The sequence below is a fragment of the Ignavibacteriota bacterium genome, from assembly GCA_016707525.1.
Classification (GTDB): domain Bacteria; phylum Bacteroidota; class Ignavibacteria; order UBA10030; family UBA6906; genus JAGDMK01.
The window spans coordinates 235,440-251,191 of record JADJHP010000002.1; the positions used below are offsets into that span (position 1 = coordinate 235,440).

10 protein-coding genes are annotated in these 15,752 nt (G+C 60.7%); all 10 read left to right on the plus strand.

What is annotated here, in order from left to right; translation table 11 throughout:
- Positions 1 to 21: 21 nt before the first annotated feature.
- Positions 22 to 1,008: a DNA-directed RNA polymerase subunit alpha gene (locus tag IPI01_04750; protein MBK7257107.1), complete on the plus strand. Its 987-nt coding sequence runs from the start codon at positions 22 to 24 to the stop codon at positions 1,006 to 1,008.
- Between the two features lie 25 nt (positions 1,009 to 1,033).
- Positions 1,034 to 1,609 (plus strand): 50S ribosomal protein L17, encoded by a 576-nt coding sequence (gene rplQ / locus IPI01_04755; protein ID MBK7257108.1) that lies wholly within the window; start codon positions 1,034 to 1,036, stop codon positions 1,607 to 1,609.
- A 23-nt stretch (positions 1,610 to 1,632) separates the two neighbouring features.
- Positions 1,633 to 2,256 (plus strand): YihA family ribosome biogenesis GTP-binding protein, encoded by a 624-nt coding sequence (locus IPI01_04760; GenBank protein ID MBK7257109.1) that lies wholly within the window; start codon positions 1,633 to 1,635, stop codon positions 2,254 to 2,256.
- Positions 2,257 to 2,896: 640 nt separating this feature from the next.
- A complete protein-coding gene (locus IPI01_04765; protein ID MBK7257110.1) occupies positions 2,897 to 5,830 on the plus strand; it encodes a TonB-dependent receptor in 2,934 nt (977 codons plus the stop codon).
- Positions 5,831 to 5,848: 18 nt separating this feature from the next.
- Positions 5,849 to 9,298: a hypothetical protein gene (locus IPI01_04770; GenBank protein MBK7257111.1), complete on the plus strand. Its 3,450-nt coding sequence runs from the start codon at positions 5,849 to 5,851 to the stop codon at positions 9,296 to 9,298.
- 89 nt (positions 9,299 to 9,387) lie between these two features.
- Complete coding sequence (locus tag IPI01_04775; protein ID MBK7257112.1) at positions 9,388 to 10,434, plus strand: PorV/PorQ family protein; 1,047 nt, start codon at positions 9,388 to 9,390, stop codon at positions 10,432 to 10,434.
- Positions 10,435 to 10,554: 120 nt separating this feature from the next.
- Positions 10,555 to 12,912, plus strand: a complete 2,358-nt coding sequence (locus IPI01_04780) for a PIG-L family deacetylase (protein MBK7257113.1) — start codon at positions 10,555 to 10,557, stop codon at positions 12,910 to 12,912.
- A gap of 155 nt (positions 12,913 to 13,067) precedes the next feature.
- A complete protein-coding gene (locus IPI01_04785; GenBank protein MBK7257114.1) occupies positions 13,068 to 13,964 on the plus strand; it encodes an NHL repeat-containing protein in 897 nt (298 codons plus the stop codon).
- A 29-nt stretch (positions 13,965 to 13,993) separates the two neighbouring features.
- Complete coding sequence (locus tag IPI01_04790; protein MBK7257115.1) at positions 13,994 to 14,422, plus strand: single-stranded DNA-binding protein; 429 nt, start codon at positions 13,994 to 13,996, stop codon at positions 14,420 to 14,422.
- Between the two features lie 185 nt (positions 14,423 to 14,607).
- Positions 14,608 to 15,750 carry a glutamine-hydrolyzing carbamoyl-phosphate synthase small subunit gene (gene carA / locus IPI01_04795; GenBank protein MBK7257116.1) on the plus strand — a complete coding sequence of 381 codons (1,143 nt, stop codon included), beginning with the start codon at positions 14,608 to 14,610 and terminating at the stop codon, positions 15,748 to 15,750.
- The last annotated feature ends 2 nt before the right edge of the window (positions 15,751 to 15,752 follow it).

Here is a 15,752-nt window from a genome sequence, read left to right on the forward strand (position 1 = left end):
GTCACAGAGGGTGACAAGACCATGACCATCGGAACACTCCAGATGCCGGAGAAGATTCACCTGGACGAAGCGTCCCATACGCCGACGTTCGGCCGCTTCATCGTCCAGCCCCTCGAACGAGGGTTCGGTGTCACCATCGGCAACTCGATGCGGCGCGTGCTCCTCTCGTCGCTCCCGGGGTATGCCATCACGGCTTTCCGTGTGGACGGCGTCGCCCACGAATTCTCCTCCATCCCCGGCGTTGTCGAGGATGTGCCGGAGGTCGTGCTGAACATGAAGCAAGTCCGCATGAAAATGGTCAATAAAAAGACCAACCGTGTGGTGGTGCCCGTGAAGGGCCCGCTCGAACTGACGGCGGGAGAGATCCAGAAGGCCTCGCCGGATATCGAGATCCTGAATCCGTCGCTGCATATCGCGACGCTGAACGCCGACGCGCAGTTCGAGATCGAACTCCGTATCGGCCGGGGCGTGGGGTATGTGGTGGCGGAAGAGAACAAGACGCCGGACCAGCCCCTGGGCGTCATCCCGATCGATGCCACGTTCACGCCGATCACGAACGTGCGCTATTTCGTCGAGACCACGCGTGTGGGCCAGCAGACGGACTATGAGAAGCTGACGATCGAGGTGGAGACCGACGGGTCCGTGACGTCCGAAGACGCCATGGCCTATGCCGGCAAGATCCTGCGCGATCACATCCAGCTCTTCATCAACTTCGACATCGAACCCGAAGCACCGAAGGAGGAGTCCGCACAGGACGCCGAGTTCCAGCGCGTGCGTAAGGTGCTCATGACCCCGGTCGATGAGCTCGAACTGTCCGTCCGCTCGCACAACTGCCTCCGTGCGGCGAACATCAAGACGATCGCCGACCTGGTGCGGCGTGATGAAGGTGAACTGTTGAAGTTCCGGAACTTCGGCCGCAAATCACTGGCCGAGCTTTCGGAGATCGTCGAGGCCGAGCATCTGACGTTCGGCATGGACGTGGACAAGTATCTCAAAGACACAGAGTGATCTGATCATCTAGCGGACGACCATTATGCGACATCGTAAATCAGGCCGTAAACTCAAACGCACAGCGAGCCACCGTCGGGCGACCCTCAATGCCCTGGCGACGGCCTTGCTCCGTCACAAGCGGATCCATACCACCATTGCCAAGGCGAAAGAGACCCGCATGGTGGTGGAGAAGATGATCACGCGTGCGAAGAATGCCCGCAAGGCGGATGCATCCGCGGCGAACGTGGGTGCATCATCGGAACGCGCGAAGAAGTTCATCGAAGCCGGCGGGCATGCGCGCCGCGAAGTGGCCCGTCACATCAAGGACCGCGCCGTGGTCGCCGAACTGTTCGATGTCATCGCCGAAAAGGTGGCGAGCCGTCCGGGTGGATACACCCGGATCCTGAAGCTCGGCCAGCGCTACGGTGATGCCGCCGAGATGGCGGTGATCGAGCTGGTGGACTTCAACGTCGGGCAGGAGCCCGCAGCGAAGAAGGCCGAGAAACCGGCAAAGAAAACGACGCCCAAAAAGAAGGCCCCGAAGAAGACGAAGGGTGACGCGTCGGCGAAAGCCGAAGCCGCCACCCCGGCCGGGTCCTCCGCACCTGCAGCGCAGTAACGCTTCCCTTCGTTCCTTCGCGTATGAAAATTGGATCGGCTGAATTTGTTCTGGGAGCTGTGAACCTCCGGCAGCTCCCCCGGGACGGAGCCAGGGAAGTCGCCTTCCTTGGTCGCTCCAATGTCGGTAAATCCTCCTTCATCAATAAGCTGTGCAACCGCAAATCTCTTGCGCGTTCCAGCGCGGATCCGGGCAAAACGCGCGAGATGAATTACTACCTCGTCAACGGTGAATTCTACTTCGTGGACCTGCCCGGCTACGGCTATGCACGCCTCCCCGAACAGATACGCTCCAGCTGGGGCAAACTCATCGAGCAGTATCTCAAGAGCCGCACCCAGCTTTCCCTCGTCCTCCAGCTTGTGGATGCCCGTCACGAACCGACGGAACTGGACCTGATGATGGTCGGGTGGCTGGACTATTACGAGATCCCGTTCCTCATCGCACTGACCAAGGCGGACAAGCTTCCTTCCAGCAAGATGCCGCGGATCGTGCAGGCTGCGCGTGATACGTTCGCACGGTTCTCCTACTGCCGCGATGTGCTTCCGTTCTCTTCGGTCAGCGGACTCGGAAAACCCGAGGTCGTGAAGATCATTGGAGATCATCTGCAGACCCCTCCGGACCAGGTGCGGAAGACCGGCTCCCGCTAGGGATCCCGATCACCCCGGCGCCTCTCTCGCTCGCGTGCCAGGTCGCCATTTTCCACGAAGAACAGGCCCAGGACTGTGACAGGCGGGCGGATGATCGCTTCACGCTTGTGAAGATCGCGGTCCGGGGACCATATCGTTCCGTTCGCGCGAAGCGGTGAACGCGGCACCCTGCCGCGGTCTTCTATTATAATGACCGCAGACGGTTTGACGGTGCAGAAGTGAGAATGCGATGAAATACGCCACAATTTCCTTCAAACACTTGACAAACACAACACGCCTATTTATATTAACACACCACCAACGTACTGCCAACCCCAGAATCGGCAATTCCACTCACAAGTAGGAGACGCCCCGGCAACGTTCGATACACTTTTCATCTGTCTTACCGTAGTATCCCCGTGCGCGTGATCGATTCTCGATCGATGTCCAGACGGACATGATCAGCACACTTCCAGCTGTACGGCCTCGTTCAGAAGAGCAGTGACACCGCGGTGTGTACGACCGCCAGGAGCCTGCTCCTTTTCAGGAGACCATAATCCTCATCGAGTGTGATGCCGGTCATGGCGCCATGCCGACAACGGGGGAATAATTTGCAGTAACCGCTATTGTTTTTCCAGCCAATACAACAAGGAGGCACAATATGCAACGTAAGCTCTTCATGGCTCTACTCGTCGCAGCCTTCGTACCCGCACTTGTCCTGGCATCAGGCAAGTTCAAAGGGAAGGTCACGGACGCGGGCACGGGAGAACCTCTGGTAGGAGCAAACGTTGTTATCGTCGGGACCCAGATGGGTGCGGCGACCAACGTTTACGGCGAGTTCGCTATCCTCAACGTTCCTGCCGGTACGTATACGCTTCGTGCGATGTACGTCGGCTATCAGGCCATCACCATTTCCAATCTGCGCGTCAGCAATGATCTGACGACGGACGCGAACTTCCAGTTGCCGAGTGAAGGCGTGACCGTGGGCGTGGTGGAGATCGTGGCGGAACGTCCGCTCGTGAATAAGAATGCAACGAACGCAGTACGGATCATCGACAGTGAGTTCTTCGAGAAGATCCCTGCCCGCGGTTTGAATGCAGCCATCCAGACCCAGCCCGGCGTCGTCATTCAGAATGGCAACGTGTACATCCGCGGCGGTCGTGCGGATGAGGTCGGGTACTCGATCGAAGGCGTGCCGGTGAACGATGCGTTGTTCGGTGGCCGCGCTGTCAGCATCACGGCAGAAGCCCTCGAGCAGGTCCAGGTCCAGGCCGGCGGTTTCAATGCCGAGTACGGCGGGGCCAACGCTGGTCTCGTGCAGTCCCAGTTGCGCACCGGTAACCAGGATCAGTGGAAGATGACCCTCCTTGGTGAGACCGATCGCTTCATGGGCCTCAACAAGGCAAAGAAGCTTGGGACGTATTCCTACGGCTACGGCGATGCAACTGCCACCTTCGGCGGACCGGTCTTCAGCAACAAGATCCGCTTCTTCGGTAGCGCGCAGGCAACGTACCTGGGTGACCCCTCCGTGTCCGTCCGCAGCCCGTATGATTTCTCCGGGGCCAATGCGGTCATCACGGATCCCGTCATCTCGGCTGCTCATCGGACAGCAAGTCGTGACACGCTGGACATCGTCCTTCCCGGCGGCAACGCGCTCGGCGGCTACAACCGCGCGCTCGTCGGATCGGCCACCCTGCTCTTCGACCTGACCCCCATTCAGGTCCGCGTTGCGGGGTCCTACTCTGTGACGAAGTCCCAGAACCAGACGACACTGGCGAACCTGTTCAACCAGGATCGTCTCCCGATCAACACCGCGAAGAACGGTTTCGGCAATTTGAAGATCTCCCATGTGATCTCGCCGACCATGTTCTATGAGGCGAACATCGATTTCACGACCAACAGCTTCCGCACGGAAGATCCGCATTTCCTCGACAACATCTATGCGTATGGCGATTCTGCCGCGAACGCAGCCCTGGGCTACCAGCTCCAGTCGAACTCCCTCAACTATGGCCAGTACCAGTTGTGGGGTGGTGCCTTCGCGCTGAACCAGCCGGGCACGCAGGTGGCCGGGTTCGCGCGCCGCATCCAGACCTCGTTGGGCGGCCGTTTGGACTTCACGTCCCAGATGAAGTCGCATGAGGTCAAGGTCGGTGGTTCATACCAGCGCTATACCATCCGCAACTACGATCCGAGCGGGGAGCTTTCCTGGTACCGCCTGAGAGAGGAAGCCGCTTCCCCCGAGGAGTTGGAGCAGACCCTGATGAAGATCGGTGGCACGGGTGCCAACACCTATGGCTACGATGTGTTCGGCAACGAGATCAGCAGCGACGAGATCGGGGCCGATGGCTCCCTCCTGAATCTTGCGCCCCGCAAACCGGTGTTTGCGGCTGCCTACATCCAGGACAAGATCGAGCTCGAGGATATCATCCTGAACATCGGTCTGCGCTATGACCTCATCAATCCTGACAGCAAGGAAGTCTCGGATCCGTCCCGCCTCGGGTTCACGGGTACCGATTTCATCCTCGCCAGCGATGTTATCGCGACAGAGAAGACCAGCCAGATCAGCCCGCGCCTCGGATTCAGCTTCCCGGTGACGGACCGCACGGTCTTCCACGCACAGTATGGCAAGTTCATCCAGCAGACCCAGTTGCGCGACTCCTACCTCGGTGCCTCGCAGATGGCCGGTATCATCAAGGGCGGTTTCTTCGTCCAGGGTACCTGGGGCTGGGGTCTGAAGCCGACGAAGACCACGCAGTACGAAGTGGGCTTCTCGCAGCAGATCGCGGATTTCGCATCGTTCGATATCAACGCATTCTATCGTGACATTCAGGATCAGGTTGCGTGGACGAACGTTGCACCGGCAGCCGGCACCGCCCTGCAGAACTACGGTATCCTTGTGAACCGTGACTTCTCGACGGCCCGTGGTCTCGAGGTGAAGATCAATGTTCGCCGCGTGAACCGCATCTCTGCACAGATGTCCTACACATTCTCGAACGTCAGTACCACCGGTTCGAACACTGCCAGCACCGCTGGCCTGTGGTCGGCTGGCTCGGTGGTGTCGTTGCCGCACTACACGTTCCCGGCGGACTGGAATCAGACGCACCGTGGTTCGGTGTTGTTCGACTACCGGTTCGGCAAGAACGACGGCGGTGCGATCCTCGAACGCCTCGGCCTGAACCTCTGGCTGAATTTCAACAGCGGCCACGCCTTCACGCGCGTCATTGCGCAGCAGCGCGGTTCCGTCCCGGGCGACCCCCGCTTCCGCATCCCGGTCGAACCGATCGGTGCCTCGACGACACCGTGGTACTTCCAGCTTGATGCACGTCTGGACAAGAGCTTCTCCGTTGGTCCGCTCGATCTGAACGTGTACCTGTATGTGATCAACGTGCTTGGCACGCTCAATCCGGTGAACGCGTTCTTCCGGACGGGTGACCCGGCTGACGACGGCTGGTTCTCGACCGAAGGTGGACGCGCGGACGCGCTGTCCAACGGTCCGCAGTATGTCGACTTCTGGCGTCAGACGACCCTTGGTGACAACTCCGGAAACTACGGTCCGCCGCGGCAGATCCGCTTCGGATTGAGACTTGATTACTAATACCTAGGAGGATCTCCGATGTTGAAACAACCACGTGTATGGACAGTGATTCGCTCCGTCGCTGTTCTCCTAGCGTTCGGCGCAAGCCTCGCCCTGGCGGATCTTCCCGCTACGGAGAAGGCGAACCGTCTGGAGAAGACGAATGCGAACGATTTGTACCGGCCGTTCCTCATCAACAACGTGTTCAATTACTACGGGAACAATGGCGACGGATCCTACAACAAGTACTCGACGAACAACGGCGGTTTCGAGTTCTATAAGGGTACCGGCAAGACCACGATATTCGAAGAAGGCGTGGTCTGGGGCGGCTACCACAAGGGCCGTGCTGTCCCGAAGGTTGGCGGGTCGGTGTACCGCCATGGCCTTCAGGCCGGCAAGCTCCTGAGCAACGGTACGGCAACGACGGATCCGGTCGCGGACAATGCAGCGCTCGCGAAGTACCGGGTCTTCCGTGTCCGTCCGGACATCAATCCTACGTTGGAGTTCGCAGCGGTGCAGAACAAGATCCAGACCGAAGAGGTCGATCTGATCGGCCGCTATGAAAGCTTCACCGCGCAGGAGATCTACGATCAGTACATCGCCGACTGGAATGAATGGCCGGCAACTGATGGTGCGCCGTATAAGGACATGAACAACAATCAGATCTACGAGCCCACGATCGACATCCCGGGCCAGCCGGGCTCCGACCAGACGCTCTGGTATGTGTCGAATGACATGAGCTCCTCGCGTACGCAGAACCTCGCGGGTTGCCCGCCGATCGGCGTCGAGATGCAGCGCACGGTCTGGGGTTACCGCCGCGCGGGTGCTCTTGGCAACACCATCTTCGCCAGCACGCTGCTCATCAACAAGAGCGGCGCGCCCATCGATACGATGTACATGGTGCAGTGGTCCGATCCGGATCTCGGCGATGCCGGCGATGACTATGCCGGTTGCGACACGACCCGGAGTCTTGGCTTCGTCTATAATGGTGATGCGATTGATGCGACGTACGGAGCGGCCTGTCCGGCCGTCGGGTTCGACTTCTTCCAGGGGCCGATGGTTCCTTCCCCGGGCGACTCCGCCCTCTTCCGTCTGCAGTATCGCCAGGGCTTCAAGAATCTGCCGATGACGTCGTTCGTGTTCTTCTCGCAGGGATTCACGGCATTCTCCGATCCGGCCCAGGGGCCGAACGGTGATGTGCAGTGGTACCGCCTGATGAAGTCGACGACCGCCCCCGGCGGATTGCCGTTCGTCGATCCGAATACGAACCAGGAAACCAAGTTCTGTCTTGCGGGTGACCCGGTCATTGCACAGGACGGTTCCGCAGGATGGGTCGACGGTCAGGGCGGCCTCACGCCGCAGGATCGTCGTATCTGCTTGATCACCGGCCCGTTCACGATGGCAGTGGGTGACACGCAGGAACTCGTCGTGGCCAGCGTCGCCGGTGTCGGTGGCGACCGCCTCTCCAGCATCTCGCAGATGCGCGCAGTGGACGATAAGGCACAGGCAGCGTACAACAACCTGTTCTCGATCCCCGCTCCGCCGCCTGCTCCGGTGGTGACCAAGGCAGAGTTGGACGGGAAGCTGATCCTCACCTGGGGTGAGGCAGCGGACGTCAAGAAGACCGAAGGTACAGTTGATCAGGGCTTCGCGTTCGAAGGGTACAAGGTCTATGAGTATCCGCCGCCCGCAGTCGGTGGCGATCCGATCCTCCTCGGGGCCTTTGACCTGAACAACGGCATCACGACCGTCCTTGACACGATCTATGACCCGGCGGCCGGTGCCAACATCCCGACGGTCGTCCAGGCCGGCAACGATGGCGGCATCATCCGCAGCATCACGCTGACGACCAGCAAGTTCACGGGCGGACCGCTCATCAACGGTACGACCTACTACTTCGGCGTCACCGCGTACAGCTACAACGCAAATCCCCCCGCAGCAGCCGGTACGCATGCTCTTGAGAGCTCGCCCTCCGGTGCAACGTTCCCCGCCATCCCGCAATCGGCCGCCCCCGGCGTCCGCTACGGTGGTGCAGCGGGTGATACAATAGCGATCACGCGTGCGTCCGGGTCGAGTGACGGCAGTGTGTTTGCCGAAGTTGTCAACCCGACGGCCCTCACGGGTGGATCCTACCGCGTCGTGTTCGGCACGAACGGTGGGGCGCCGGTGTGGCATCTGGTCCGTACGCTTGGTGGCAGGACCGACACGCTTGCCCGGAACCAGACCGATCAGTCCGGTACGGACGCCGGTACGGTGATCGCCGATGGTATCGCGATCAGGGTGAGTGGTGCACCGAACGACTTCAAAGAGTTCCTGACCGTGAGCAACGCCGCGGGTGCGATCAATCCGCCGGAGGCTGGTGCGTTCGCATTCAATGCCTCTGAGTTCCCGCACACGCTGGTGGCCGACCGTCCGGACGGAACGAAGCAGCAGACGACCGGTCTGACGGCCTCACAGGGATGGGGTATTCATACGGGTATGAACTCCGCCACGATGGACTTGCACTACCCATTCTTCGTCAGTCGCGTGACGCAGGGCGGTGCGCGGTGGTCGAAGATCGTGCCGTACGATTTCGAGATCCGCTTTACGGCGGCCGGTGGCAAGGCTTTGTTTGCGGGTGCCTTCACGGGTGAAGCTGATGAAATCGTCGATGTGCCGTTCGAGCTCTGGAACATCGGCATCAATACGCCGACCAATACAGCGGATGACTATCGTCTGTTCCCCTACATCCTCGATGTTGACAACAGCAGCACGTTCAACCTGCTTACCAAGGCAGGAACGGACACTGTTGACTTCGGTGGTGGCGGACCGACGCACTCCATTTCCGGTGGCGCGAACGATCCGTTCACGGATTGGGTCTACTGGGTGAAGCCGAAATATGTCACCCCGGGCCAGGCTGGCTACGACGCTATCGTCGCGGCTCACGCGGCCTCGATCGCCGCGGCCGGTGATCCCTATCTGGATCCCGCAGTGACGGATGGTGACGTCATGCGTCGCATGGTCCTCGTGCTGTGGAATGGCGGCACGGTCGCATCCGGTGCCTACGGGCAGCAGATGCCGCAGGCCGGCACGACCTTCCGCATCATCTCGACGAAGCCGAACACCCCGACGGATGCCTTCACGTTCACGGCACCGTCGGTGACGAGTGACGCTGCGCTGGCGAAGGAAGACATCCGTCTGATCAACGTGTACCCGAATCCGTACATTGGCTTCAACCCCGCGGAAACGAACCGGTACGCGAAGTTCGTCACGTTCAACCATCTCCCCCGCAAGGCAAACATCCGCATCTTCAACCTGGCGGGCGTGCTTGTTCGCACGATCGTGAAGGATGATGGAACGCAGTTTGCACAGTGGGATCTTAATAACACGGCCGATTTCCCGGTCTCGGCCGGCATGTACATTGCGTACATTGATATGCCGGACCTTGGCGTCACGAAGATCCTGAAACTGGGTATTGTCCCCGAACGCCAGTATCTCGATCGCTGGTGAGACACCACGCCCGACCGCTGCCGGCCAGACCGGCCGGCAGAGGCGGGATTCAATCGTCAATGAGAAATCGGAATTCTAAGGAGATAGTTATGAAGAACACACTAGTGCGGTCGGTCCTGTGCCTGCTGCTCGCGGTGTTCGTCGCTGGGTCAGCAGACGCTGAGAACCGGAGCCGTATCGGTACAGCCGGCGCGCAGGAACTCCTGATCCCGGTCGGCGCGCGAGGTATCGCCGTCGGCGGCTCATACATGGTCTTCTCCACCGGCGTCGAAGCCATCTACTGGAACCCTGCGGGTCTCGGCAAGATGACCAACGGCGTCGAGGCGATGATGTCGTCCATGAACTATATCGCTGATATCAACGTGGTCTACGGAGCTCTCGGCATCAAAGCCGGCGAGTTCGGCACCATCGGCTTCTCCATCAAGTCGATCGGATTCGGCAAGATCCCCGTGACCACGACCACGTTCCCGGACGGGACCGGCGAATCCTATTCGCCGACATTCCTGACCCTGGGTGCGACGTACTCGAAGTCCCTCACCGACCGCATCTCTGTCGGTCTGACCGCGAACCTCGTCAACGAGCGCATCCTCGAGATGAGCGCGTCGGGTGTCGCGTTCAACGTCGGTATCCAGTACCAGAACCTCGGTACGCAGGGACTGAATCTGGGTATCGCGGTGAAGAACATCGGTACGAACATGCAGTTCGCCGGGTCCAACCTGCTCCAGCAGGGTGCGTCCGCAACCGGCCTGCGTGGCACGCAGTTCTATGCAGTGGAAGCAGCATCCAACGAAATGCCCTCCAGCCTGGAGATCGGCCTTGGTTATACGCACAAGTTCGATGATCAGAACCTGGCGACCGTTGGCGGCCTCTTCCGCAACAACAACTACCAGGAAGATGAGTACAACCTGGGCCTCGAGTACTCGTTCGACAATCTGCTGTTCGTGCGTGGTGGCTACACCATGCCCGGCCACTCGACGAACGATGCGCTCGGCCAGCGCGGGTATCTGTACGACTTCACGGTGGGTGCCGGCGTTCACTACAACACGGGCGAACTCGATCTGACGTTCGATTACGCCTACCGGCATATGAAGTACTTCGATGCCAGCAACATCATCACGCTGAAGGTCGGGCTCTGATCCGGCATTCGCAGCATCAGTGACGTGCAGAAGGCCGACATGGAGACCATGTCGGCCTTCTGTCATCTTAGACTGTGACATCCCGGGATGTGCTCCGGGCCGAACCATGGATCCCAACGTATGAAACGACACGCGATCGCCGGCGCACGGTGGCTCGGCGCCCTCCTGCTGCTGGCCACGACATGGAACCCCGCCCCGGCAGGGGAGGATTCCCCCTACTTTCCCCGCGACGGAGCCCGCGCCGTCCATCAGCGCAGCCTGGATATCACGACCCCGGTCGTCGTGATGGTGGTCGCCCCGGAGCCCGGCTCCGAAGATCCCGCACTGCTCGCTTACCTGAGGGCGCATCAGGGCTTCCGCACTGCCGTGACATTCCTGACCAATGGCGAAGCTACGGCAGGCGATACCCTGTCGCAGTATCCCGTCTGGATGACCGGCGAACGTAAGCTGGAAGCGCACCGGGCTGCCCGCCTCCTCGATGCGGAGGCGTGGTTCATCAATGCACCCGATGCCGCCGCCCCGGATCGTTGGACCGACCTTGCGCAGTTCTGGGATTCCACCGGAGCGACGAAACGGCTTGTGGAAGCCGTGCGCACCGTCCAGCCCGATATCATCGTGCTGACGGCCGACCCGCGTGGGCCGGCAGGGCGCATGTCTGCCCGAGATACCGTCGCACTGTCGACCGTGCGAAAGGCCATGAGCGTCGCTGCAGGGTCACGCGATACATCGATGAGCAGAGGCCTTCTCCCGTGGACGGTGTCGCGGTTGTACGCCGCACGGCCTTCGGCCCGCGTTCCCGCAGCATATACCCTCCGTCACCCCCTCCTGCATACAACACCATCCACAATGGCCGATGCGGCGGGCGCGTTGTACCGGACACTCCGCTTGCGCATCCGGGGATGGGCCGGAAGGGCATCCTCGTATCACGAGATCACCAACGGGGCCCTGACGGCACCAGCGACGCCTCCCGAGAAGATCGGCCTTGAACTGTCGGACCCCGGCACCCACCTGCGGAGCGTTGCACAGGGGGCCCGGGCTGCGGTCCGGACGAATGCCCGGGGGATCCGTTCTGTTGCAGTGAAGGACCTCCTCCCGCTCATCGCGTCAACGGAGTATGCGATCGTTCAGCAGAAGAAGGTCCTTGCGCGGCGAGAACGCCGGATCGCCATCGCATGGAAAGAGGCGCTCGAAGATCTCCGCTGTGCCGTACGCGGGATCTCGCTCCCGTTCAGCGCAAGCGACAGCGTGCTGACCGCCGATCAGATCTTCTTTCTTTCCGTTGCCCCTGACCCGGCTACGCGGGGGAAGGGGGAGACCATCATCATTTTCCCTCTCGCGGTCTCCGGCGAATGGACCGTGAACGAAAAGATCGGCTACTTCTTCCCGCTCGACACCGCATCGAGGTTCAACATCCTTGCCCCGACCGAGGTCCAGTACACGGTCCCGGCAAGTGAGTTCGGACTTTCCCAGTCGCGGATGGAGACGGTCTTTCCCTTCGTGGTCATCCATAAGAACCCCCGCCGCGAGTTGAGCTACATGTACCGGAGAGACGTGCGGCTGCGGTTCGGTCCGCGCCGGACATTCACCCTGCGCACACCGCTGGTGTACGATGCCCCTTCCACGCCGGTGATCGTGGAGTTGCAGAATATCTCGCGTGACAGGTTCCGGGGAGACCTGGTCCTCTCGGACACCACGGGGGAGCCGGATCACCTCCCTGTGGAGTTCACCCGTAAGGACGAAAAGATCGTTGACACCCTCTATCTGCCGGGTGAAACGGCGAAGACGACCGACGGCAGGCTGTTGTTGCTGGAACTGTCCGGGCGCGGCGGGAAGCGGTCCGTCACGGCGCGGGCGTTCAGTGTCAGAGCAGATTCGAGCGTGCGCGCCGGACTGCTGAGTTCGATCTTCGATTCTCCCCTCGAAGAGGTGCTGCGCATCGCCGGCCAGCCCCGGGCTGATCTGGCGGCGCAGGGCGTGGAAACCGGAACACATCCGTCAACGACTCTGCTTATCGACCGGGACTACCTGTCCGATACGGTGTCCACCGCGGTGGTTCGGAGGGGGATCGCATCCTGGATACGGAACGGCGGGCATGCCGTGATCTTCCCGCAACGCGGGGGTGGGGCCGCATGGCTCGGCGAGACCTTCGGCGCCTCATTCCGTGGGAGGGATCCGGTCCCGCCCGGGAGTCCGGTGACCTCGCCGTGGAACGGTGCCGTGACCGCCCCGAACACCATCGTGCAGGTGGATTGGGACGGATGGGTAGAGACACGGGCCTTCGAGGAGATCGTCTCTTCGCGCGGGGACGGGAAGGTGATCATGGCGGCCGCGGACGGGTCGGTGAGGCTCATCGCGAATTATCCGGTCGGGAATGGATCGATCACGCTCGTTGCTGCTGACCTGCAGTCGCAACTCATGAACTATCATCCGGGTGTGTACCGCCTGATGGCGAACCTGATCGCTCTGAAGGCACGGTGAGCAATGCCGGCGGCTTTCATCTTGGCCGGGGACTCAGTACATTAGAGCAATGGACCGGTACCGCTGCTTCGGAAAAGAGGGACTTGTGGTGTACTACTGACAGAGCCGTGCGGGCTCATGAGCGATCCCCACCGGATGGTATGAGGAGTGCCCCTGTGAATGTTCCGCGCATCCTGATGTGTCTCACCCTCGCCGCGTCGGCGTGCGTCCGTACGGGCATCGCCCAGCCCGCGCACACGATCGCGATGATTGGAACCGCCGTGGACGTTGATGTGGCGGGGCATGTGTTCGTGCTGGATCGGGAACGGGGCACGCTCACGCTGTACGATCCGGCATTGAAAGCCTTGGCCACTGTCGGCGGGCAGGGGTGGGAAGGTGGAAGTTTCGATCAGCCGGCAGGGATCTGGGCAAAGAACGGGCTGGACATCTACGTGGCGGACTTCGGGAACCACCGCATCCAGCGCTTCGACCGGACGTTGACCTATGTGTCGTCCCTGTCGTCGCGCACGTCCGATGACAATGCGATCTCCTTCGGCTATCCGGCGGATGTCACCGTTTCTCGATTCGGGACGCTGTATATTTGTGACACGGAGAACAACCGGATCGTGAAGGTGGATGCGTCGAACCGGATGGAAGGCTCCTTCGGGGGGTTTGGAGGTGGGGCAGGGAAGCTGGACCACCCTGTGCAGGTGGAGATGGGTCCCGGAGATCAGGTGTATGTCCTCGATCCGCCGCGCATTCTTGTGTACGATCTCTTCGGCAATTATCTCTCCATGCTTGCCGATGGCCTGGTGCGCGCACCGGCTAGGATCGCCGGAGACGAACGCGGGATCGTGGTGGCGGATGGGACGGACCTGCTGTTCTTCGATCCCTCCCACCGGCCGGTGCTCCGCCTGGCGGTCGCCGATGTGACGGGTGAACCGGCGGGAGCTGTCCTCTCCCTGTGTTGTGCGGGAGGCAAGGTGTACATCCTGACGCCCGGGGCTCTTCATATCATTCCGGATCCGCGCGGTACCGGCGGGTTGCTTGACAAAGAACCCGATAATCATTAGCATACGTCACTCTTCAGAAAGGAATTGCGATGGCCAAGAGCCTCAATAAGGTGATGCTGATCGGAAACCTGGGAAAGGATCCCGAGATCCGCTACACAGGTGCCGGGTTGCCGGTCGCAACGTTCTCACTTGCGACGAACGAATCCTGGAAAGATCAGGAGGGGAATCCCCAGGAGCGGACCGAGTGGCACAACATTGTGGCCTGGTCCAAACTCGCGGAGATCTGCCAGCAGTACCTCAAGAAGGGGAAGAAGATCTATATCGAAGGGCGCATCCAGACCCGCAGCTACGATGATAAGAACACAGGCACCAAGAAGTACATGACGGAGATCGTCGCAGCGAACATGATCATGCTGGACGGTGGCGGTAGCCGCGGTGCAGGTGATGGTGCGGACGCATTTCCGGTCTCCGATGGGGCGCCGCAAACGGAGGCGAGCAAGGAAGACCTTCCGTTCTAAAGAAGTTATCAACAGTGTTATCCACATAGTTGTCCACAGGATCCTGTTGTGTGACCATGACCGGCATGTCGCTAATCGCTTATAAATCAATCGATTAGCAATATGTCGGTCCCGTATGTCAGGACGGCAGGGGCACATGCCGGCACAACTGTGCGCATCGTCTGTGGATTATTCAGGACAGGGCATTGAAAGCAAAACTGGCTCTCGAAAATGGTACCGTATTCACTGGCGAATCCTTCGGCGCGGCCGGGGAGATCTCGGGTGAGGTGGTCTTCAACACAAGTATGTCCGGGTACCAGGAGATCTACACGGATCCTTCCTACAGCGGACAGATCGTCACACTGACGTATCCACTCATCGGCAACTATGGTGTGAACGACGAGGATATGGAGTCATCCGGCCCCCGGGTGGCAGGTGTGATCGTGAAGGAGTACACCGAGACCCACAGCAATTTCCGCTCGTCCTCCTCGCTGGGTGACTGGCTTACGCGGCACGGCATCACGGCGGTGCAGGGCATTGATACGCGCATGTTGACGCGCATGATCCGCACGCAAGGCGCTTTGCGTGGTGTCCTGTCAACCACGGAGCTGGACGACAAGCGCCTTCTGGAAAAGGTCGCCTCGGTGCCGTCGATGAACGGGCTTGATCTGGCGACGAAGGTCACCTGCGACAGGTCGTACGAGTGGAAGGGGACGGATACCACGCCGTTCGCGCTTGGCGTGCAGGGGATCGATCCCGGACGCCGCTTCCGGGTCGTTGCGTACGATTACGGGATCAAGTACAACATCCTCCGCCGGCTTACGGCCTTCGGGTGCTCGGTAACGGTCGTCCCGGCCGGCTTCCCTGCCGCCGAAGTGCTTGCCATGAAACCCGACGGTGTCTTCCTTTCCAATGGCCCCGGCGATCCTGCCCCGGTGACCATCGCGATCCAGAATATCAAGGCGCTCCTCGGCCGCGTGCCGATCTTCGGTATCTGTCTCGGCCATCAGTTGTTGTCGATCGCGCTCGGCGCGAAGACCTACAAACTCAAGTTCGGACACCGTGGCGGCAATCATCCGGTCAAGGACCTGCGCACGGGGATCATCGAGATCACGTCACAGAACCATGGCTTTGCCGTGGATCCGGATTCCGTTGACCAGTCGGCGATCGAGATCACGCATCTCAATCTGAACGACACGACGAACGAGGGGATCCGCCATCGTTCCTTGCCGGCGTTCTCGGTGCAGTATCACCCCGAGGCCTCTCCGGGGCCGCATGACAGCGACTATCTGTTCCGCGAGTTCATCGCCCTCATGTCCGGCGCACCTGTACCGGCACGTACCGCCTAGCA

What these genes read in the sequence shown, in the direction of transcription:
- IPI01_04750 (MBK7257107.1), top strand. Translation starts at nt 22, where the DNA reads ATGACCATCGGAACACTCCAGATGCCGGAGAAGATTCACCTGGACGAA.
- rplQ (MBK7257108.1), top strand. Translation starts at nt 1,034, where the DNA reads ATGCGACATCGTAAATCAGGCCGTAAACTCAAACGCACAGCGAGCCAC.
- IPI01_04760 (MBK7257109.1), top strand. Translation starts at nt 1,633, where the DNA reads ATGAAAATTGGATCGGCTGAATTTGTTCTGGGAGCTGTGAACCTCCGG.
- IPI01_04765 (MBK7257110.1), top strand. Translation starts at nt 2,897, where the DNA reads ATGCAACGTAAGCTCTTCATGGCTCTACTCGTCGCAGCCTTCGTACCC.
- IPI01_04770 (MBK7257111.1), top strand. Translation starts at nt 5,849, where the DNA reads ATGTTGAAACAACCACGTGTATGGACAGTGATTCGCTCCGTCGCTGTT.
- IPI01_04775 (MBK7257112.1), top strand. Translation starts at nt 9,388, where the DNA reads ATGAAGAACACACTAGTGCGGTCGGTCCTGTGCCTGCTGCTCGCGGTG.
- IPI01_04780 (MBK7257113.1), top strand. Translation starts at nt 10,555, where the DNA reads ATGAAACGACACGCGATCGCCGGCGCACGGTGGCTCGGCGCCCTCCTG.
- IPI01_04790 (MBK7257115.1), top strand. Translation starts at nt 13,994, where the DNA reads ATGGCCAAGAGCCTCAATAAGGTGATGCTGATCGGAAACCTGGGAAAG.